This window comes from Plantactinospora solaniradicis (assembly GCF_042658085.1).
GTDB classification, from domain to species: Bacteria; Actinomycetota; Actinomycetes; order Mycobacteriales; family Micromonosporaceae; genus Plantactinospora; species Plantactinospora solaniradicis.
On sequence record NZ_JBHSPR010000068.1, the window covers coordinates 33,775 to 53,032 of the forward strand.

At 72.1% G+C, this 19,258-nt stretch carries 17 protein-coding genes; 12 read left to right on the top strand and 5 right to left on the bottom strand.

Annotation, left to right across the window (positions count from 1 at the left end; all coding sequences use genetic code 11):
* The first annotated feature begins 201 nt into the window (after positions 1–201).
* Positions 202–1,614: a glutamate--tRNA ligase gene (gltX, locus tag ACFP2T_RS42180; RefSeq protein ID WP_377432527.1), complete on the top strand. Its 1,413-nt coding sequence runs from the start codon at positions 202–204 to the stop codon at positions 1,612–1,614.
* 97 nt (positions 1,615–1,711) lie between these two features.
* Here gltX and ACFP2T_RS42185 read toward each other — a convergent pair whose 3' ends face one another.
* Entirely contained in the window at positions 1,712–2,344 is a 633-nt protein-coding gene (locus ACFP2T_RS42185) for a copper resistance CopC family protein (protein WP_377432528.1), read from the bottom strand.
* 222 nt (positions 2,345–2,566) lie between these two features.
* Here ACFP2T_RS42185 and ACFP2T_RS42190 point away from each other — a divergent pair, with 222 nt between their 5' ends.
* Complete coding sequence (locus tag ACFP2T_RS42190; RefSeq protein WP_377432530.1) at positions 2,567–3,223, top strand: hypothetical protein; 657 nt, start codon at positions 2,567–2,569, stop codon at positions 3,221–3,223.
* Positions 3,224–3,315: 92 nt separating this feature from the next.
* On the opposite strand, the gene ACFP2T_RS42195 is transcribed toward ACFP2T_RS42190, so the two are convergent.
* Positions 3,316–4,209 carry a hypothetical protein gene (locus ACFP2T_RS42195; protein ID WP_377432531.1) on the bottom strand — a complete coding sequence of 298 codons (894 nt, stop codon included), beginning with the start codon at positions 4,207–4,209 and terminating at the stop codon, positions 3,316–3,318.
* 198 nt (positions 4,210–4,407) lie between these two features.
* Positions 4,408–4,944 carry a hypothetical protein gene (locus ACFP2T_RS42200; RefSeq protein WP_377432532.1) on the bottom strand — a complete coding sequence of 179 codons (537 nt, stop codon included), beginning with the start codon at positions 4,942–4,944 and terminating at the stop codon, positions 4,408–4,410.
* A 246-nt stretch (positions 4,945–5,190) separates the two neighbouring features.
* On the opposite strand from ACFP2T_RS42200, the gene ACFP2T_RS42205 reads away from it, so the two are divergent.
* Positions 5,191–6,615, top strand: coding sequence for a sensor histidine kinase (locus tag ACFP2T_RS42205; RefSeq protein ID WP_377432533.1), 1,425 nt, complete (start codon positions 5,191–5,193; stop codon positions 6,613–6,615).
* The gene (locus tag ACFP2T_RS42210; RefSeq protein WP_377432535.1) at positions 6,612–7,340 is read left to right on the top strand and encodes a response regulator; all 729 of its coding nucleotides are present in this window, start codon (positions 6,612–6,614) and stop codon (positions 7,338–7,340) included. Before ACFP2T_RS42205 ends, ACFP2T_RS42210 begins: the two co-directional genes overlap by 4 nt.
* Before the next feature lie 46 nt (positions 7,341–7,386).
* Here ACFP2T_RS42210 and ACFP2T_RS42215 read toward each other — a convergent pair whose 3' ends face one another.
* The gene (locus tag ACFP2T_RS42215) at positions 7,387–8,052 is read right to left on the bottom strand and encodes a phosphatase PAP2 family protein (protein ID WP_377432536.1); all 666 of its coding nucleotides are present in this window, start codon (positions 8,050–8,052) and stop codon (positions 7,387–7,389) included.
* 60 nt (positions 8,053–8,112) lie between these two features.
* On the opposite strand from ACFP2T_RS42215, the gene ACFP2T_RS42220 reads away from it, so the two are divergent.
* The 8 genes from ACFP2T_RS42220 (at position 8,113) to ACFP2T_RS42255 (ending at position 16,875) form a co-directional block, all read left to right on the top strand.
* Positions 8,113–9,342 carry a PucR family transcriptional regulator gene (locus tag ACFP2T_RS42220; protein ID WP_377432538.1) on the top strand — a complete coding sequence of 410 codons (1,230 nt, stop codon included), beginning with the start codon at positions 8,113–8,115 and terminating at the stop codon, positions 9,340–9,342.
* Positions 9,343–9,476: 134 nt separating this feature from the next.
* On the top strand, positions 9,477–10,652 hold the full coding sequence (locus ACFP2T_RS42225) for an acyltransferase domain-containing protein (RefSeq protein WP_377432540.1): 1,176 nt from the start codon (positions 9,477–9,479) through the stop codon (positions 10,650–10,652).
* A gap of 52 nt (positions 10,653–10,704) precedes the next feature.
* Positions 10,705–11,634: a beta-ketoacyl-ACP synthase III gene (locus tag ACFP2T_RS42230; protein ID WP_377432654.1), complete on the top strand. Its 930-nt coding sequence runs from the start codon at positions 10,705–10,707 to the stop codon at positions 11,632–11,634.
* A gap of 144 nt (positions 11,635–11,778) precedes the next feature.
* The gene (locus ACFP2T_RS42235) at positions 11,779–12,018 is read left to right on the top strand and encodes an acyl carrier protein (RefSeq protein ID WP_107261778.1); all 240 of its coding nucleotides are present in this window, start codon (positions 11,779–11,781) and stop codon (positions 12,016–12,018) included.
* A 2-nt stretch (positions 12,019–12,020) separates the two neighbouring features.
* Positions 12,021–13,247, top strand: a complete 1,227-nt coding sequence (fabF, locus tag ACFP2T_RS42240; protein WP_377432541.1) for a beta-ketoacyl-ACP synthase II — start codon at positions 12,021–12,023, stop codon at positions 13,245–13,247.
* A gap of 71 nt (positions 13,248–13,318) precedes the next feature.
* Entirely contained in the window at positions 13,319–14,743 is a 1,425-nt protein-coding gene (locus tag ACFP2T_RS42245) for an acyl-CoA carboxylase subunit beta (RefSeq protein ID WP_377432543.1), read from the top strand.
* 159 nt (positions 14,744–14,902) lie between these two features.
* The gene (locus ACFP2T_RS42250; protein WP_377432544.1) at positions 14,903–15,535 is read left to right on the top strand and encodes a class I SAM-dependent methyltransferase; all 633 of its coding nucleotides are present in this window, start codon (positions 14,903–14,905) and stop codon (positions 15,533–15,535) included.
* A 68-nt stretch (positions 15,536–15,603) separates the two neighbouring features.
* Positions 15,604–16,875 (top strand): D-arabinono-1,4-lactone oxidase, encoded by a 1,272-nt coding sequence (locus ACFP2T_RS42255; RefSeq protein WP_377432545.1) that lies wholly within the window; start codon positions 15,604–15,606, stop codon positions 16,873–16,875.
* Positions 16,876–16,900: 25 nt separating this feature from the next.
* On the opposite strand, the gene ACFP2T_RS42260 is transcribed toward ACFP2T_RS42255, so the two are convergent.
* Positions 16,901–19,204 carry a hypothetical protein gene (locus ACFP2T_RS42260; protein WP_377432547.1) on the bottom strand — a complete coding sequence of 768 codons (2,304 nt, stop codon included), beginning with the start codon at positions 19,202–19,204 and terminating at the stop codon, positions 16,901–16,903.
* Positions 19,205–19,258: the final 54 nt, after the last annotated feature.

The window sequence follows — 19,258 nt, forward strand, 5'->3', positions numbered from 1 at the left end:
TGCGGACAAGCTGTGACCATTTGCAGCTTATTCACGATTATGGGCTAAATCGGACCATTGCGGGATGACACGCCGAAATGAACTACCGCCGTGAAGTTCGGCCGGCCGGTGTTCCGACGGGTGCCACGGGCGAAGCCGCCGCGCGACGGCGGCGGGAAACCTGGTGGCGGGCCGCCCCGGGGGTCTGCGTAGGCTTGGCCCGTGACGGTACGCGTACGCTTCGCCCCTTCCCCGACCGGAATGTTCCACGTCGGCGGTGCCCGCTCGGCCCTGCAGAACTGGATCTACGCCAAGCAGCAGGGTGGCGTGTTCGTGCTGCGTATCGAGGACACCGACGCGGCCCGGAACCGGCCGGAGTGGACCGAGGGGATCCTGTCCGCGCTGGACTGGATCGGGATCGAACGGGGCAGCTACGAGGGGCCGTACTTCCAGTCCGCCAACGCGAGCGAGCATCGGAACGCGGCGACCCGGCTGCACAACGAGGGCCGGGCGTACTACTGCGACTGCACCCGGGAGGCGATCCAGGCGCGCACCGGCTCGCAGTACCAGGGCTACGACGGCTTCTGCCGCGACCGTGGTCTGGAGGCGGGCCTCGGACGCGCGCTGCGCTTCCGTACGCCGGACGAGGGTGAGACGGTGGTCGTCGACCTGATCCGCGGCGAGCCGACGTTCGAGAACAAGCTGATCGAGGACTTCGTGATCGCCCGGGGTGACGGCTCGGCCGTCTTCCTGCTGGCGAACGTGGTGGACGACCTCACCATGGGCATCACCCACGTCATCCGGGCCGAGGAGCACCTGCCGAACACGCCCAAGCAGCAGTTGCTGTGGGACGCGCTCGGGGTCAAGCCGCCGATCTGGGCACACGTGCCGGTGGTGGTCAACGAGAAGCGGCAGAAGCTCTCCAAGCGGCGGGACAAGGTCGCCCTGGAGGCGTACCGCGACGAGGGCTACCTGGCCAGCGCCATGCGCAACTACCTGATGCTGCTCGGTTGGGCCCCGTCGGGCGACCGGGAGATCGTGCCGTGGTCGGTGATCGAGTCGGAGTTCCGGCTGGCCGAGGTGAACCCGTCACCGGCGTTCTTCGACGAGAAGAAGCTGCGCGCGTTCAACGGCGAGTACATCCGGGCACTGCCGGTCGAGGAATTCGCCGCCGCCTGCCAGCCGTGGTTGACCGGCACCGACACGATCGCCCCGCCGCCGTGGCGGCCGGAGGAGTTCGACGCGGCGGCGTTCGCGGCCGTGGCACCGCTCGCGCAGACCCGGATCGCGCTGCTCAGCGAGATCGTCGCGAACGTCGACTTCCTCTTCCTCGAGTCTCCGTTGATCGACGAGGCGGCCTGGGCGAAGAGCACCAAGGGCGACGCCGCCGAACTGCTCGACGATGCCATCGTCGCGTTCGAGGCGCTGCCGACCTGGGAGGCGGAGCCGCTCAAGGCGACGCTGGAGGAGGTCGGCACGCGCCGTGGACTCAAACTCGGCAAGACCCAGGCGCCGGTACGGGTGGCGGTCACCGGGCGCAGTGTCGGATTGCCGCTGTTCGAGTCGCTGGTCGTACTCGGCCGGGACCGGACCCTCACCCGGCTACGCGCGGCCCGGGTACGGCTCCAGCCCTGACCGGCCCGCCACGGGCACAGCACGGCCACGGCCACCTGTCAGTCAGTCAGTCAGTCGGTCGATCGATCGGCGAGTCGGGAGTCGGGAGTCGGGGTTCTCAGTCGGCGGATCGGGAGCCCGTCGCCCGGCGGCGTAGCAGCAGTCCGCCGGCCAGTGCCGCGAGTACCAACGCCCCGCCGACGACCCACGGCCACCATGCCGAACCGTCCGCGTCGGCGGTCGGGCTCAGCGGTCCGGCCGCCGCCGGACTCGACGGTGCGCCGGCGGGCGAACTCGGCACGGTCGTGGACGCGCCGGTAGCCGTCGTGGCGGGCGACGGGGTCGCGGTCGGGGTGACTCCCACGGTGAGCGTGAACCGGACCTCCCCCTTGATCGGATGCCCGTCGCCGGAGGCGACCTGGTACTGGACGATGTAGAGCCCGGCGGCCGCCGGCCGGAACGGGATGGTGACCCGGGAACCGGAGTAGGAAGGTTTCCCGGCTGTTGCGGAAATGTTGTCCGGGCCCGTTACCGTGATCCGGGTGGTGGTCGGATCGAGTCGTGCGAGGAAGGTGAGTCGCACGTTGTCCGGCGCCTTCCCGAGCCGGGCGCCGTTGCGGGGATCGCTCCCGGTCAACGAGTTGTGCGCGGCCGCCGGACTGGCCGGCAGCAGCACCCAGAGCACCCCCGACACGACACTGAGCAGTAGTGCTCCCAAACGGGTGACCCGGCCCCCCATGATCTCCTCCATCCCGCTACGATTCGCCGAACTGATCAATGGCTCGTCACTTAGTCGACCCTGGATCGCAGATAGTTCCAATTACTGCTCGTGCGGGTGCAACCGAGCGGCGTTCTGCGGAGTCTTTGTAGTTAGCACGGCCGGTCCATCTGCGACAGTCTCGTGCGCTCCACCGACCAACCAGCGCGTGACCTGCATTATGGCCACCATCGAGACGGGGCGAGGAGGTCGGCGATGGCCGGAGAGGTGAGTCGTCGACTTGTCGGCGTGGTGACGCTGCTGGTAGCGGCGGGCAGTTGGTTGGCGATCGGCGGTGTGGCGTCCGCCAAGCCGACGCCCAAACCCACGTCGGTGGTCATCACGAGCAAGAGCATGCCCGATCCGCTGACCCTGCGGGCGGACACCAACGAGGATCTTTTCGAGGCGGTCCTCGACCAGGTCGACTGGTTGACCGGCGACGGACCCACCACCGCGCCGAAGGCCGCCGACCTGGGACCGAAATACACGGTCGTGGTGCACGTCGGTGACGCCGCCAAGAAGTCCTACGACCTCTATCCCCTGGCCAAGGGTGGTCCGCGCGCCTTCCGACCGGCCCGGCAGCCGGACCGGAGCCAGCCCGGCGCGGCCTGGTTCTTCGGCCGACTGACGATGGCGGAGACGCTGCTGGCGGCCGGCGCCCCGCTGCCCGAGCAGAACATCACCACCCTGCACGGCGGTGGTATCGGCGGCGGCGAACGGGTGATCCCGGACGATGCGATCAGCACCGGCGAGGACGTCGACCGGCTGTTCGGTGAACTGCGCCGGTTGATGCTGCTCAACGGCGCCGTACTGGTCTCGATCACGCTCGGGTTGGCCGGCATCGCGCTGCTGGTACGGCGACGTACCCGCTGACCGGCCGTACCCGCCGGGCCGGCCCGATCGCAGCACCGCCCGGGATGACGGCAGGCTCATCCCGCTCCCACTCCCGGTTGACCCGTGGTGGATCAGCACCACCGGCGCGGCGGACGGTCACGCCGGACGGCTCGCCGCGAGGGCCGTACCGCGCCGTGGCGGTGCGCTCCGGCCCAGCCGGGACGATCGGTCCGGCAACCCGGCGTACGGTGGCGGTCCGCCTCGTCCGCCTCGTCGTCCGACGATCCACCGGCTCCCTCCGCCGATCCGGTGGCCCCGCCGACCCGTTCGGGAGCACCGAGGCGACCCGGTTCGGAAGTGTCACGGCGACCCGGCTCGGAAGCGTCGGGGCCAACTGACTCGAAGGCCCCGGGACCACCCGGTTCGGGATCGTCGAGACGGTCCGGCTCGGGAGCGGCGCGGCGGTCCGGCTCGCCCGGCCGTGGCCGGGGGATCAGCCTCGACCGTTCCCCACCCCGTCCCGGTTCGGCCCGGCCGGTGCCCCGGTCGGCCTCGTCCGAACCGGCACCCCGGCCGGAACAGTCGGCCGGGTCCACGGTCCGCGTCACGTCGCGCTGATCGCCCGGGTCCACCCGTCGGTCCAGGTCGACGCGTTCCGCCGGATCCCCGGGCCGCGCACTGCCGGAACGATCCACCGCCTCCACCGAACGGGGCGGGCCGGTCCGGTCCCCCTGGTCCATGGATCGGGCCGGAGCGGCCCCGTCCCCCGGATCCATCGACCGGGCCGCAGGTGTGCGCTCCCCTGGATCGACGGCCCGGGCCGGTCCGGTGCGGTCCCCCGGATCTCCGGGATCCGACCCGGGCCAGCCGGCGATCCCCTCGACCGGTCCCGCCGGCAGTCCGGCACTGGCCCCGCACACCCAGCGCAGGCGGCTGGCCGGGCCGAGCGGAGGCAGAGGCTCATGATCACCAAGCAGCGGATTCGGCTCGCCCTCGGCACAGCCGTGCTCAGCGTCATGCGCCATCCAAGCCTCCTCACACTCGCCGCCGTATGGGCGGTCGCCCCGGTGGAGAGTGGCGCCCGCGTCCGTGACTGGTAGTCAGAACGTGGCATCCGCGTCGTCGGGACCATGTCACCGTACTGGTCCGAGGTGACGGACTCGACGCCGCCGTGACCAGAACTGGTGCAATCCGCCCGGAAGAAGGTCCAGATGTCGGAGCGTTCAGTCCTGGGCCGGTTGCGGAAAGAGGGTCGCCCAGACCGGGAACGCGACGAGCCAGATCACCATCGCGACGCTGAGCCGAACGATCCAGCCGAACAGCTCCTGTGTGCGGCTCAGGTCTCCGACCATGAGGATGCCCAGACCGAGCAGGCCGCAGGCGATGAACCAGCCCAGCAGTCCCTTGCCCCACTCCCGCCACTCGTAGCGTGCCCGGGCCGTGCCACCCTTCGGCGGCTTGACCGGCGGCGGTCCGCCGGCGAAACGGTGGGCGAACCGCTGGTCGGCCCAGCGGATCATGCTGTGCCCGAACGCGACCGAGAATCCGAGGTAGGCCGCTGCCAGGCCGTGGATGAACTCGGCCGTCGCGCCCCGGCGCAGATCCAGCACGGTCGCGACCAGGATGACGAGGTCGATCAGCGGCGTGGCGAGCAGCAGCAGGGCTCCCAGCCGGGGCATCCGGAGCGGATACCGGGCGATCAACCCGGCGGCGAGCAACACCCAGAAGCCGATCTCGCCCGCGGCGATCACCGCCACCACCGTCGGTACCTCCCTCTCCCCGCTGCTGACCCGTGCCCACTGCCGAGCCGTGCCCGCTGCTGACCTGTGCCCACTGCTGACCGTCGTGCCAAGTCTGTCCGGGCGCATCGGCCGGGACGTCGCCACCGCTGCCGAGATGCGGGTCCGTCGAAAGAGGTACGGCTACATCCTTCGACGGACCCGTACCGCCCGACCTCGTCGGCAGGACCGACGGCAACGGCCGGAGGATGTGATGGGATCAGGTACGTGACGGCACGGCTGAGCCTGGAACGCGGGACGCTGTCCCGAGACATCGCGCTGGCGTTCGCCTCGCTGGCGGGCGGGCTGGTGATGCTGGGGCTCGACATCTACCAGCCGATCAACCCCGGCCTCCTGGACGCCCCACCGCTGGTCACCCTCGGTACGCTCATCGCCACCTGCGCGGCCGTCGCACTGCGCCGGGTAGCCACCCGGCGCGCGCTGGCCCTGGGTACGGTCGCGTTCGCCGTCGATCTGGCCTGCGGCTCGTCGCTGGCCACCACCCTGGTCTACACCCAGGTGCTCTTCGACTCCTGTGTCTACGGGCCGCCGAGGCTGTGGCGCCGGCTGTTGTGGATCAACCTGACGGTCACCGGCCTCGCCGCCCTGGCCGGCCTGGTCTTCATGCGCCCGGTGTCGTGGCAGGGCATCGGGCTGGGCGTGCCGGTGGTGCTGATCGGCGTACTGCCGGTGGTCAGTGGGATCAGCGTCCGGCAGTACCGCGACCAGGCCGCGGCCGACCGGGCCAGGGCCGAGCAGACCGCCCGGCTGGCCGAACTCGACCGCCGCCAGGCGGTGGCGGCGGAGCGGAGCCGGATGGCCCGGGAACTGCACGACGTCATCGCCAACCATCTGAGTGCGGTCGCCATCCACGCCACCGCCGCGCTGTCGGTCGCCGGGCTCGACCGCGCCCAACGGGACCAGGCGCTGCGGGTCATCCGGGAGAACAGCGTGCAGGGGCTCGCCGAGATGCGTCAGATGATCGGCCTGCTCCGTGAACCGGCCGAGACCGAGCCGATCTCGCTGGGAGCACCGGACGACCCCGTACGGGCTCGGCTGACCGAGGTCGACCGGTTGGTCGACCAGGCGCGGAGCGCCGGCCTGCCGGTGCGGTTCGAGACGATCGGCACGGTTCGGCCGTTGCCGGTCGGCGTGGACCTGGCCGCGTACCGGATCGTCCAGGAGGCGCTGACCAACGCGCTCAAGCACGGCTGTGGGCCGGCCACCCTCACCATCCACTACCAGGAGCAACGCATCGACCTCACGGTCGAGAATCCGGTCGCCGATCCGAGCGGCTCCGGCCCCGGCGGCTCGTCGTGGCGCGGAGCCGCGGCCGGGGCCGGGCTGCCCGGCGCGGGCGCCGGGCTGATCGGAATGCGGGAGCGTGCCACCCTGCTGAACGGTCGGTTCGACGCCGAACCGCGCGGGCCGGGTTGGCGGGTGCACGCGGAACTGCCGTACACCGGGACCGCAACCCGAGCCGAGCCCGCCCCGGCCGCGCCCCGACGCATCGCCGGGCAGGCCGCCGCTCACGGCGAAGACACCGGGACCGCCGCTCACGGTGAAGACACCGAGATCGCCGCCGGAGCCGAGGTCGTTGCCGAAGCCGTCATCCGGGCCGGCGTCGTGGCCGCCTCGCGACCGCTGTCATGATCGGGTCGAGTCGGAACGGGACCGGGATCAGCGGGTCGGCGGACGACGACACGGCGGCGGCCGGGGCCGTACCCCCGATCCGGGTGGTGATCGCCGACGACCAGGACGCGGTCCGGGCCGGCCTCGTGCTGATCCTCGCCGCGGCGCCGGGCCTGGAGGTGGTCGGCCAGGCCGCCGACGGGGAGGAGGCGGTGGCGCTGTGCCGGAAACTCCGGCCGGACGTGGCCGTGCTCGACGTGCGGATGCCCCGACTCGACGGTGTCTCCGCGACCCGCGAGATCGTCGCCGAGCGGTTGGCCGACGTCCTGGTGCTGACCACCTTCGACCTCGACGAGTACGTCTTCGGCGCGCTCCGGGCCGGCGCGTCCGGGTTCCTGCTCAAGGACACCGACGCGGACGGGCTCCTCGACGCGGTGCGTACCGTGGCCCGGGGTGAGGGGATCATCGCCGCCGCGGTCACCCGGCGGCTGATCAGCGCCTTCGCCGCCACCGCGCCCGGGGCCCCGGCGGTCGACCGGACCGCGGTGGACGAACTCACTCCGCGGGAGCGCGACGTGCTGGCCTGTCTCGGCCAGGGGTTGTCCAACCAGCAGATCGCCGACCGGTTGGCGATGGCCGAGAGCACCACCAAGACCCACGTCAGCCGGATCCTCGGCAAGCTCGGCCTGCGTAGCCGGGTGCAGGCGGCGATTCTCGCGCAGGAACTGGGTCTGCCGAACGTCTGACGTGGCCGGCGACCGGGGGCCTGTTCGCGGCGGGCCGGCGGGCCGGCTACCGGACGACCTGGTCGGCCCGGCGCCCGGAAACCCGCTCGGCGCCGCCGCCCCATCGGGTCGCGGCCCGGGCCGCCAGCGGGACGACGGCGAGGGCCAGCAGCCAGCCGCCCAGGACGTCGGCAGGCCAGTGCGCCAGCAGCGCCAACCGGGTCAGCCCGACGAAGACCCCGAACGCCACGGCCAGGACGACGGTGACCACCCGGCCGACCCTCGCCAGGTGTGGCCAGAGCAGGAGTACGGCCGCCAGCGCCGCCGCCGCCGCGTTGCTGGTGTGCCCGCTCGGGAAGCCGTTGCTGTCCACCACCACGAAGCCGTCCACCGGGCGGGGGTGGTGCACGAGCCAGTGCATCAGCCCCCAGAGCACCGGCACCGTCACGGTCACCAGGGCGCACAGCGCGGCGGGCTGGCGTTGGGAGAGGGTCGCGAGGGCGATGCTGATCACCAGGCCGGCGACCACGAACGGCACGGTGGCGGCCACGTCGGTGGCCACCCGGAGCACGTCGACGAGGGTGGGGCTGGCGTCGCCGTACCCCCGGAAGCCGTCGCTGAGCGCGTCGTCGAACCTCTCCAGCGGCGCCCAGCCACCGGCGGTCAACGCGAGCAGCACCAGGAACCCGACGAGCGCGAGCAACGGTACGGCCAGCGGCGGACGGGCGATCATCGAAGCATGATGCCACGGCCGGGTGGCGGTGTCCGGGGGTACACGTGGCACGCTGGGCCGATGGGGACCGAGGCGGGCGACGGCGAACTGGCGGCCACGCTGCGCCGGATCGAGCGGGCGGCGGGCACGCTGGCCACCGCCAGTGTGGGCCGGATGGACGAGACGCTGCCGTGGTTCCGCGAGTTGCCGGCCGAGCAGCGCTCCTGGGTGATGCTGGTCGCCCAGGCCGGGGTCCGCTCGCTGGTGGAGTGGCTGCGTTCCCTGCCGAGCAGCACCGATCGGGGCGCCGGTGGCGTGACGGACAGCCCGCAGGAGGTTTCCGACGAGGTCTTCGCCGCGGCACCCCGGGCGCTGGCCCGGTCGATCAGCCTGCAGCAGACGGTGGCGCTGATCAAGGTCACCATCGACGTGGTGGAGCAGCAGGTCCCGCACCTGGCGGCACCGGGTGAGGAGCGGTTGCTGCACGAGGCCGTACTCAAGTTCTCCCGGGAGATCGCCTTCGCGGCGGCCCGGGTGTACGCGCGGGCGGCCGAATCGCGCGGCTCCTGGGACGCCCGGTTGCAGGCGCTGCTGGTGGACGCGCTGCTCCGGGGCGACTCCCCGGACGTGCTGGCCAGCCGGGCCGCGGCCCTGGGTTGGTCGGACGCCCCGCCGGTGGCGGTGGCGGTCGGCCGCTCCCCCGGCGGCGAGGTGGCCGCCGTGCTGCACACCATCTACCGGGTCACCCGGCGGTTGGGGCTGGAGATGATCGGCGGCGTGCACGGCGATCGGCTGGTGGTGGTGCTGGGTGGCGTGGCCGACCCGCTGGCCGCCACCGAGAAGCTGCTCGCCGGCTTCGGCCCGGGGCCGGTGGTGGTGGGTCCGGCGGTGCCGAGCCTGGATTCGGCCACCGACTCGGCACGGGCGGCCCTGGCCGGGTTCCGCGCGGCACCCGCGTGGCCGGCGGCGCCCCGCCCGGTGGCCGCCGCCGACCTGCTGCCGGAGCGGGCGCTGGCCGGCGACCCGGAGGCCCGCCGGAGCCTGCGCCAGGACGTCTACGCCGCACTGGTCCGGGCGGGCGGGGAGCTGCTGGAGACGTTGGACGCGTTCTTCGCGGCCAACGGGGTGCTGGAGAGCGCGGCACGTACGCTGTTCGTGCATCCGAACACGGTCCGGTACCGGCTGCGCCGGGTCGCCGATGTGACCGGTTTCTCACCGCTGACAGGCCGGGATTCCTTCGCATTGCGGATGGCGTTGACGATCGGACGGCTGGATCCGTCCGCACCGGTCGGACCAGGCACGGGACATTAGGCGACGTTTAGGACAGAGGTCCCGTCAAGTCCGTGATCGTCATTGATCTTTGTAGGAACCCCACAAAGCTGGTAGTGCGGATTGGTACATCACGGCAAGCACACGCCGGCCGATGATCCAGGAGAGTCGTAAGCGTGCTCGCCGTACTCTCACCCGGCCAGGGTTCCCAGAAGCCCGGCTTCCTGACTCCGTGGCTCGACCTGCCCGGCGCCGAGGCGCGTCTGCGCTGGTGGTCCGCGCTGGCGGGCATCGACCTCGTCCGACTCGGCACGGAAGGGGACGCCGACGAGATCAAGGACACCGCGCGGACCCAGCCGCTGCTGGTCGCCGCCGCCCTGCTCGCCGCCGAACACCTCCCGATGTACGACGTCACGGTGACCGCCGGGCACAGCGTCGGTGAGCTGGCCGCGGCGGCACTGGCCGGCGTACTGCCCCCGGAGAGCGCGATCACCCTCGCCGGGGTACGCGGCCGGGAGATGGCCGCCGCCTGCGCCCTCGAACCGACCGGCATGTCCGCGATGCTCGGCGGCGACAAGGACGAGGTGCTGGCCGCGATCGAGGCGCACGGACTGCACCCCGCCAACTTCAACGGTGCGGGCCAGATCGTCGTGGCCGGGGCGGTCGACCGACTGGCGAAGCTGGCCGCCGAGCCGCCCGCCGGCAGCCGGGTGATCAGCGTGAAGGTCGCCGGGGCGTTCCACACCCCGTACATGGCCCCCGCCGAGCAGGCGCTCGGCGCCGTCGCGGCCGGGATCACTCCGACCGACCCGACCCGGATCCTGCTCTCCAACTTCGACGGCGCCGCCGTCAACCACGGCCGGGAGATGCTGCAACGCCTGGTCCGCCAGGTGACCGCACCGGTCCGGTGGGACCTGTGCATCCACAGCCTGGCCGACCTCGGCGTCACCGCCGTGATCGAGCTTCCTCCGGCGGGCACCCTGGCCGGTCTGATCAAGCGCGAACTCAAGGGCAGCGCCGCCCTGCCGGAGATCGTCACCCTGAACACCCCGGACGACCTGGCGGCCGCCCGGGACCTGATCGCCCGGCACGGTGCCCCGTCCGGCCACGAACCCACCATGCAGTTCCGGGTCGTGGTGTCCGCCAGCGCCGGCACCTTCGCCCCGGTCGAGGGACTGGCCGAGGGTGACATGATCGACTCCGGGCAGGTCATCGGCCACGTCACCACCCGGCAGGGCGCCGTCGAGGTCGCCGCACACGGCTCCGGGGTACTCACCGAATGGCTCGCCCACCACGACGACCCGGTCGCCCCGGGCCAGCCCCTCGCCCGTATCGGAGGACAGCTCACATGACCGGTCACCGAGAGATCACCGACCACCGCCCGGTGGTGGTCCGGTGAGCAGGATGATCGCCCTCGGGCACTACCAGCCGTCCCGGGTACTCACCAACGACGACCTCGCCCAACTGGTGGACACCAACGACACCTGGATCCGCGACCGGGTCGGCATCGTCACCCGGCGGATCGCCGACTCCGAGACGGTCGCCGACATGGCCGCCGCCGCCGCCGACAAGGCGCTGGCCAACTCGGGCCTCGCCGCCTCCGACATCGACCTCGTCGTCGTGGCCACCTGCTCGGCCGTGGACCGCAGCCCGAACACCGCCTGCCGGGTCGCCGCCAAGCTGGGCATCGACGCCCCGGGCGCGTTCGACATCAACACGGCGTGCTCCGGCTTCTCCTACGCGCTGGGCACCGTCGACCACGCGCTGCGGGCCGGCGCGGCTCGCAACGCCATCGTGATCGGCGCCGAGAAGCTCTCCGACTTCACCGACTGGACCGACCGGTCGACCTGCATCCTGTTCGGTGACGGTGCCGGCGCGGCGGTGGTCAGCGCCACCGGCGAGGGCGAGCCGGACGGCATCGGGCCGGTGGTCTGGGGTTCGGTCCCGGAGCGGAGCGACGCGGTACGGATCGAGGGCTGGCGCCCGTACATCAAGCAGGAGGGCCAGGCGGTCTTCCGCTGGGCCACCACCGCACTGGCCCCGCTCGCCCTCCAGGCCTGCGAACGGGCCGGCGTCGACCCATCCGAGATCGCGGCGTTCGTGCCGCACCAGGCCAACCTCCGGATCATCGAGGGGATCGCCAAGCGGCTCAACATGCCCCAGGCGGTCGTGGCCAAGGACATCGTCGAGTCGGGCAACACCTCGGCGGCGAGCGTGCCGCTGGCGCTGTCCAAGCTGGTCGAGCGCCGTGAGGTGCCGTCCGGCGCCCCCGTACTGCTGTTCGGCTTCGGCGGCGGCCTCACGTACGCCGGACAGGTCGTCCGGTGCCCCTGACGGCCCGACACCCGTACCCGGAACGCCCCACCGGCCGACCGTGACCTACCACCACCCAGGTAACCACCGGCCGGCACCACGCCGACCGGCCGTGGCGGACGGTTCCGCCATCGCACATCCATCCATGGAGAGGAAACAACCGCAATGACCCGTGACGAGATCACCGCCGGACTCGCCGAGATCCTTGAAGAGGTCGCCGGCGTGAGCCCGGACGACGTGGCCGAGGAGAAGTCGTTCACCGACGACCTTGACGTCGACTCGCTCTCCATGGTCGAGGTCGTGGTGGCCGCCGAGGAGAAGTTCGGCGTCAAGATCCCGGACAACGACGTCCAGAACCTCAAGACAGTCGGCGACGCCGTCGCCTACATCGAGGCGCAGTCCTGATCATGAGTCGTCCTGACGTTGTCGTCACCGGGCTCGGCGCGACGACCCCGCTCGGCGGGGACGTCGCGTCGACCTGGGAAGCCATGTTGGCCGGTCGCTCCGGGGTGGGTCCGCTCACCCAGGAGTGGGCCGGGCAACTCCCGGTACGGATCGCCGCCGAACTCGCGGTCGAACCGACCGAGAAACTCGACCGGGTCAAGCTGCGGCGGCTCGACCGGTCGGAGGCGATCGCGCTGATCGCCGCGCACGAAGCCTGGGCGGACTCCGGGCTGGCCGACGCACCGCCGGAGCCGGAACGGATCGCGGTGAGCGTCGGATCCGGAATCGGCGGCGCGCAGACCCTGCTCGCCCAGGACGACATCCTGGAGGCGTCCGGCCCCCGGCGGGTGTCCCCGCACACGGTGCCGATGCTGATGCCGAACGGACCGGCCGCCTGGGTCGGGCTGGAGCTGGGCGCACAGGCCGGGGTCCACTCGGTGGCCAGCGCCTGCGCGACCGGCGCCGAGGCGATCGCACTCGGCCTGGACCTGATCCGCGCCGGTCGGGCCGACGTGGTGCTGGCCGGCGGCACCGAGGCGGTCATCCACCCGCTGCCGATCGCCGGGTTCGCGTCGATGCGGGCCATGTCGACCCGCAACGACGACCCGGAGCGGGCCTCCCGCCCGTGGGACAAGGGACGCGACGGGTTCGTCCTCGGCGAGGGCGCCGGCGCGGTCGTACTGGAGCGGGCCGACCACGCCGCCGCACGCGGCGCCAGGGTGTACGCCCGGCTGGCCGGCGCCGCGCTGACCTCCGACGGCTACGACATCGTGCAGCCGCATCCGGAGGGCCGGGGCGTGATCCGGGCGATCAACATGGCGATCGCCGACGCGGGCATCGCCCGGTCGGACATCGTGCACGTCAACGCCCACGCGACGTCCACTCCGGTGGGCGACCTCGCGGAGATCGCCGCGCTGCGGACCGCACTGGGTAGCCATCCGGTGCTGACCGCGACCAAGTCAATGACCGGACACCTGCTCGGTGCGGCCGGCGCGCTGGAGTCCATCGCCACTATCCTGGCTATTCGGGATTCGGTGATCCCGCCGACGATCAACCTCGACGATCCCGACGACGCCCTCGACCTGGACGTGGCCGCACACAAGCCCCGGCACATGGAGGTTCCCGCAGCGCTGAACAACGGGTTCGGATTCGGTGGCCACAACGCGGTTCTCGTCTTCGCGCGGGTGTGACGGCCCGCCTGACACCACGATCGGCGCGCCCTGCCCATGCCGTCCGGCCGGCAACTGATTTGGAGGCTTCCGTGACCACCACGTCCGTGAACCCTGATTCGTCCACCGTCGACCACCGTGATCCGCAGGTGCGGCTCCGGTCGCTGTTCGACGCCGGTTCGCTGCGTCTCGCGACGCAGCGGGACGACTCCGGGGTGCTGTGGGGCCGTGGTGAGGTGGAGGGGACGCCGACGATCGCGTACGTCACCGACGCCACGATCATGGGCGGCGCAATGGGCGCGCTGGGCTGCCAGCACATCGTCGACGCGATCGACACGGCGGTCCGGGAGCGGGTGCCGGTGCTCGGGCTGTGGCACTGCGGCGGCGCCCGGCTGGCCGAGGGCGTGGTCTCGCTGGACGCCGTCGGCCGGGTCTTCGCGGCGATGGTGCGCGCCTCCGGGCGGGTACCGCAGATCTCCGTCGTGCTGGGCCCGGCCGCCGGCGGCGCCGCCTACGGGCCGGCGCTGACCGATATCGTGATCATGAGCGGCGCCGGCCGGATCTTCGTCACCGGTCCGGAGGTCGTCCGCAGCGTCACCGGCGAGCAGGTCGACATGGAACGCCTCGGCGGCCCCGAGCCGCACGGCCGGCGCTCCGGGGTGGTGCACGTGACCACCAAGGACGAGGCGTCGGCCATCGCCGAGGCCCGCCGGCTCGCCGAACTGCTGGGCCGGCAGGGTCGGCTCAGCCCGGCGGACATCCCGGCCGAGGCCGGGGAGGGGCACGACCTGGCCGCGCTGATGCCGGCCGAGACCAACCGGGCGTACGACGTCAAGCCGGTGGTCAAGGCGCTGCTGGACGCGCCGGGGGTGGAACTGCACGCCAAGTGGGCGCCGAACATCGTCACCACCCTGGGCCGGTTCGCCGGCCGTACGGTCGGGGTGATCGCCAACAACCCGCTGCGGCTGGGCGGCTGCCTCGACGCGTCGAGCGCGGAGAAGGCGGCCCGATTCGTCCGGATGTGTGACTCGCTCGGCGTACCGCTGGTCGTGCTGGTCGACGTGCCCGGTTACCTGCCCGGGCTGGGCCAGGAGTGGGACGGCGTGGTCCGGCGCGGCGCCAAGCTGCTGCACGCCTTCGCCGAGGCCGTGGTGCCCCGGGTGACGCTGGTGACCCGCAAGGCGTACGGCGGCGCGTACATCGCGATGAACTCCCGCTCGTTGGGTGCCACCGCCGTGTTCGCCTGGCCGCACGCCGAGGTCGCCGTCATGGGTGCCTCCGCGGCGGTGCAGATCCTGCACCGGAAGAAGCTCGCCGCCGCACCGCCCGAGGAGCGCGACGCGCTGCGCGAGCGGCTCGTCGAGGAGCAGACCCGGGTGGCTGGCGGAGTCAACCGGGCGCTCGAGATCGGCGTGGTCGACGACGTGATCACGCCCGGAGAAACCCGCCGCCGGATCGCCGAGGCGCTCGCTGGGGCTCCGGCCGCCCGGGGTGCGCACGGCAACATCCCGCTGTAACGACCGGCGCGGACGGTCGCGGACCGGCCCCGGACCGGGCCGCGACCGTCCCCCGAGCCGGGTACGCCCCGATGATAGGTTTTCGTCGGTCGAGTCCCGCCGCGCCCAACAGCGCGGCGGGAGTCGCTTTCCGGGACGGGTAGCCGAGGAGAAGCGCAGTTGTTGACAGCGATCAAGGGTCTGCTCGGGCACGAAGCGCTGTACGTCGCCCTGCAGAAGGGCCTGGGCGCGGACCGGCTCCGCTACCGGTGCCTGGACGAACTCGGGCTCACCGACGGCGACACGGTCATCGACGTCGGCTGCGGCCCGGCCTACTACTTCGGCCGCCTGCCCCGGGTCCGCTACTACGGCTTCGACACCTCGGAGAAGTACATCGCGCACGCCCGCAAGCGCTGGGGCAGTGACCAGGCGGAGTTCCGCTGCGAGGTCTTCGGCGAGCAGCACCTGGCGGAGATTCCCCCGGTCAACGCGATCCTGCTGCTCGGCCTGCTGCACCACCTCTCCGACGCCGACTCGCGGCACCTGTTGCAGGTGTCGGCCCGGGCCCTCGCCCCCGGCGGCCGGGTGATCGCCGTCGACCCCACCCTGGTGCCGGGCCAGCATCCGGTCTCCCGGTGGATGTCGAAGAACGACCGCGGCGAGTACGTCCGCGAGCCGGAGGCGTTCGTCGCGCTCGGTCGGGAATCCTTCGACGACGTCGACGGCGAGGTCGTCGACGACGCCACCCGGATCCCGACGAGCCACTGGATGATGCGGATGCGGACCCCGGTATTCGCCAGGGACGGCTCGTAGCCGTACCGCCGCGACGGCGACCGACCACCCCTCGAACGCGTCAGACACCCCCCCCGAAGAGGCAGACGATGACTGGACCGATCATCAACTGGGCCGGCAACGTCGACTTCGGTGCCAGGCGACTGCACCGGCCCGAGTCCGTGTCCCAGCTCCGGTCCCTGGTGGCCGGCAGCGACCGGGTCCGGGCACTCGGCACGGCACACTCCTTCAACCGGATCGCCGACACCACCGGCGATCTCGTCTCGCTCGCCGCCCTGCCGCCCACGGTCGAGATCGACACCGGGCGGGCCAGCGTGAGCGTCGCCGCCGGAATCCGGTACGGCGAACTCGTCGAGCGGCTGCACCGGGCCGGTTTCGCACTGCACAACCTCGGATCGCTGCCGCACATCTCGGTGGCCGGCGCCTGCGCCACCGCCACCCACGGTTCGGGCGAGGGCAACGGCAACCTGGCCACCGCCGTCTCCGGGCTGGACCTGGTCACCGCCGACGGCGACCTGGTGACGCTGACCCGGGACGCCGACGGCGACGAGTTCCTCGGCCACGTGGTCGGGCTCGGCGCGCTCGGCGTCGTCACCCGACTCACCCTCGATCTCGCCCCGGCGTTCGACATCGAGCAGTACGTCTACGACGACCTGCCCCGCGCGCAACTCGACGAGCACCACGCGGAGATCCTTGGTGGCGACTACAGCGTCAGCCTGTTCACCGACTGGGCCGGCCCGCACGTCAACCAGGTGTGGCGCAAGCGCCGGGTGGCCGGAGCCGGCGACTGGAGCGCCCCGGCGCGCTGGTTCGGCGCCACGCTGGCCACCGAGGCCCGGCACCCCGTACCGGGGATGTCGGCGGTGCACTGCACCCAGCAGCTCGGCGTACCCGGTCCCTGGCACGCCCGGCTGCCGCACTTCCGGCTGGAGTTCACCCCCAGCAGCGGCGAGGAACTCCAGACCGAGTACTTCGTGCCGCGTCGGGACCTGGTCGGGGCGCTCACCGCGCTGGACGGCATCCGGGACCGCATCGCCGCCGTCCTACAGATCTCGGAGATCCGTACGATCGCCGCCGACGAACTGTGGCTGAGCCCGGCCTACCGGCGCGACAGCGTGGCGCTGCACTTCACCTGGGTCAAGGACACCGAGGCGGTGCTGCCGGTGCTGGCGGCGATCGAGGACCGGCTCGCCCCGTTCGCCCCCCGACCGCACTGGGGCAAGCTCTTCGTCACCCCGCCCGAGGTGGTGCGCGACCGGTACGACCGGCACGCCGACTTCGTCGCGCTGATGCGCCGGTACGACCCGACCGGCAAGTTCCGCAACGACATGCTCGACCGCTACTTTCCCGCCGCCGGTTAGCCGCGCCGGCCGTCCAGCCGTCGGCCTACCATCGCCCCTCCCCGGGTCCGGGAAGCTGGTAGACGGCCATCCGACCGTTGTCGAAGCCCAGCCGGGCGAGTTGGCGCAGCTCCGGAGACTCCGGCCCGACCGACCGGTCCACCACGAGCCACCGTACGGCGTACCGGTCCCGCAGTTCGCGCAGTCCGGCCTCGGTAGGTGCGGTGAACGCCGCGTCGTTGCGCCGCAGCAGTTCCTGGTCCCAGAACGGGGTGTACGCCCCCAGCGCCGCCACCCGGGGCGCGAAGCCCCAACCCTCGACCAGCACCCGACGTTCGGCGTACGCGCTGAGCCAGAAGGAGCGCGAGTCGCACCAGCCGTTGACCACGGCCAGACAGTGCACGTTGGTCGCCACCACGTCGCCCGGAGCGCTGTGCTCCCGGGTCCAGCGGGCCGCGTCGATCCGGGACTTCGGCAGCGAAATCACCGCGTACGCGCCACCGTTCGGTGACCGCACCGACTTCTGCATGTCCATCACCAGGCCGGGTGCCCCGACCACCAGGACGGCGGTGAGCAGGGCGATCGCGCCCCGGCCCCGGAGCGCCGGAATGCCCTGGCTGGCCGGCAGCCAGAGTCCGACGGCGAGCACCGCGAGCACGGCCAGGCTGCCGGCCCACCACAGCAGTGGCCGGAGCCAGTCCGACGGTTCGCCGGCCGGGGCCGGTTCGGCGTACCGGAGTTGGATCGAGACCAGGGCGACGGCCAGGACCAGCGCGAACAGCCCCAGTGCCGTCCGAGAGCGCCGGGTCAGTTCGGCCCGCTCGGCGAGCAGCACGTACCCCCAGGCCGACAGCACCACCGCGAAGGTGAAGCCGGCCCGGGTGAAGTACTGGTTGGCGCCGCCGGGCTGCTCCAGCAGGAGGAAGAAGGCCGGGCCGGCGAGCGTGCCGCCGAGCAGGAACCACTGCACCGGCTCCAGCCGGCCCCGGCGCAGCCAGAGCAGCGGGCCGACGCCCACCACCCGAAGCTGCATGTTGACCAGGAAGGCGGCGAACACCGCCGCCACCGCCAGCGCGCCGGCCCAGCCCGGCCGGTCCGTCGGGGTCGCCCAGTACGGCTCCAGGCTGGCGAACGGGTCGACCTCGATGCCGTACGCCTTGAAGCGGTAGAGCACCGCCGTGGCGAACAGTTGGGCGGCCGCGGCGGTCAGTCCCGCCACGACCACCGCCCACGGGATCCGACGCGTCCGGATCAGCATCGCCAGCGCGGTGATCGCCAGCGCCACCCCCACCACCGGCAGCGAACTGGCCTTGGCGCCGCTGGAGGCGAACATCAGCAGTGGCACGAGCACGAACACGCCCCGGCCGATCGGAGCGACCGATCGATCGGCACGCCGGTCGACCAGATCGGCCAGTACGGCGATCAACGCGATCAGCAGCACCCAGCTGTAGATCATCGACATGCCGTGCCAGATCACGAACGACGCCTGGGTGCCGAACGGCATCGTCACCGGGTCGGTGAAGTTGGTCTCGCCGATGACGAAGAACAGCGCGGCGGCGATCGCCCCGACGTACGGCCGGCCGCTGACCCGCCAGCCCAGCACCGCGGTGAGCACGATCGCGGCGGCACACAGCGCCGGTATGGTCAGCCGCAGCGCCACCACCGGCAGGTCGATGTGCCCGATCAGGCTGGTCGCCGCCATGTGCACGTACCCGAACCAGTGGTAGTCGAGCGGTTCCTGCGCGACCTGGGGCACGTGGATCGGGAACTGGTGCTTCGCCTCACCGGCCAGCGAGAGCTGGTAGGCCAGGTCGAGATACTGGAGGGTGCCGTCCGAGGTGGGCAGGATCGGGTTGCGTTCCAGGAAGGTGACCGACAGGTAGGTGGTGAAGAACGCCACCGCGCCGGCGACAGACCACGACCAGCCGACCGGGGTGGGACGGTAGTCGCGGACCACCCAGTGCCGGCGCAGTCTCGGTACGCCGACGAAGACCGCCACGATCGCCGCCGGCCACGTCCACAACCAGTCGCCGAGGCCGAGTACGGCGTAGCCGGCCCAGGCGGGCAGTTCGAGCACCAGCCCGACGGCGGCGCCCATCGCCACGTCCTCGACCAGGGTGTGCGGCTGTCGGCGCAGGGCCCGGTAGACCAGGGTGCCCGGCAGGATCAGCGCCAGCAGGACGTATCCCGCGTAGCGGACGAGGTCGAGCGGCGGGGTGTCGGCCGCCAGCAGCACCACGGCGAAGTAGCCGACCCCCACCACGAGCGGCGACCAGCGGCGCAGGGCGCTGGCCGTGACCGACGTCGTGGGAAGAGAGGAGTCCGCCACCGCCGGAGCGGTAACACTCACCAGCCGAAACCTTCCGTTCGGACCTGCGGGGCTCGCAAAACCGGCTCACTCCTC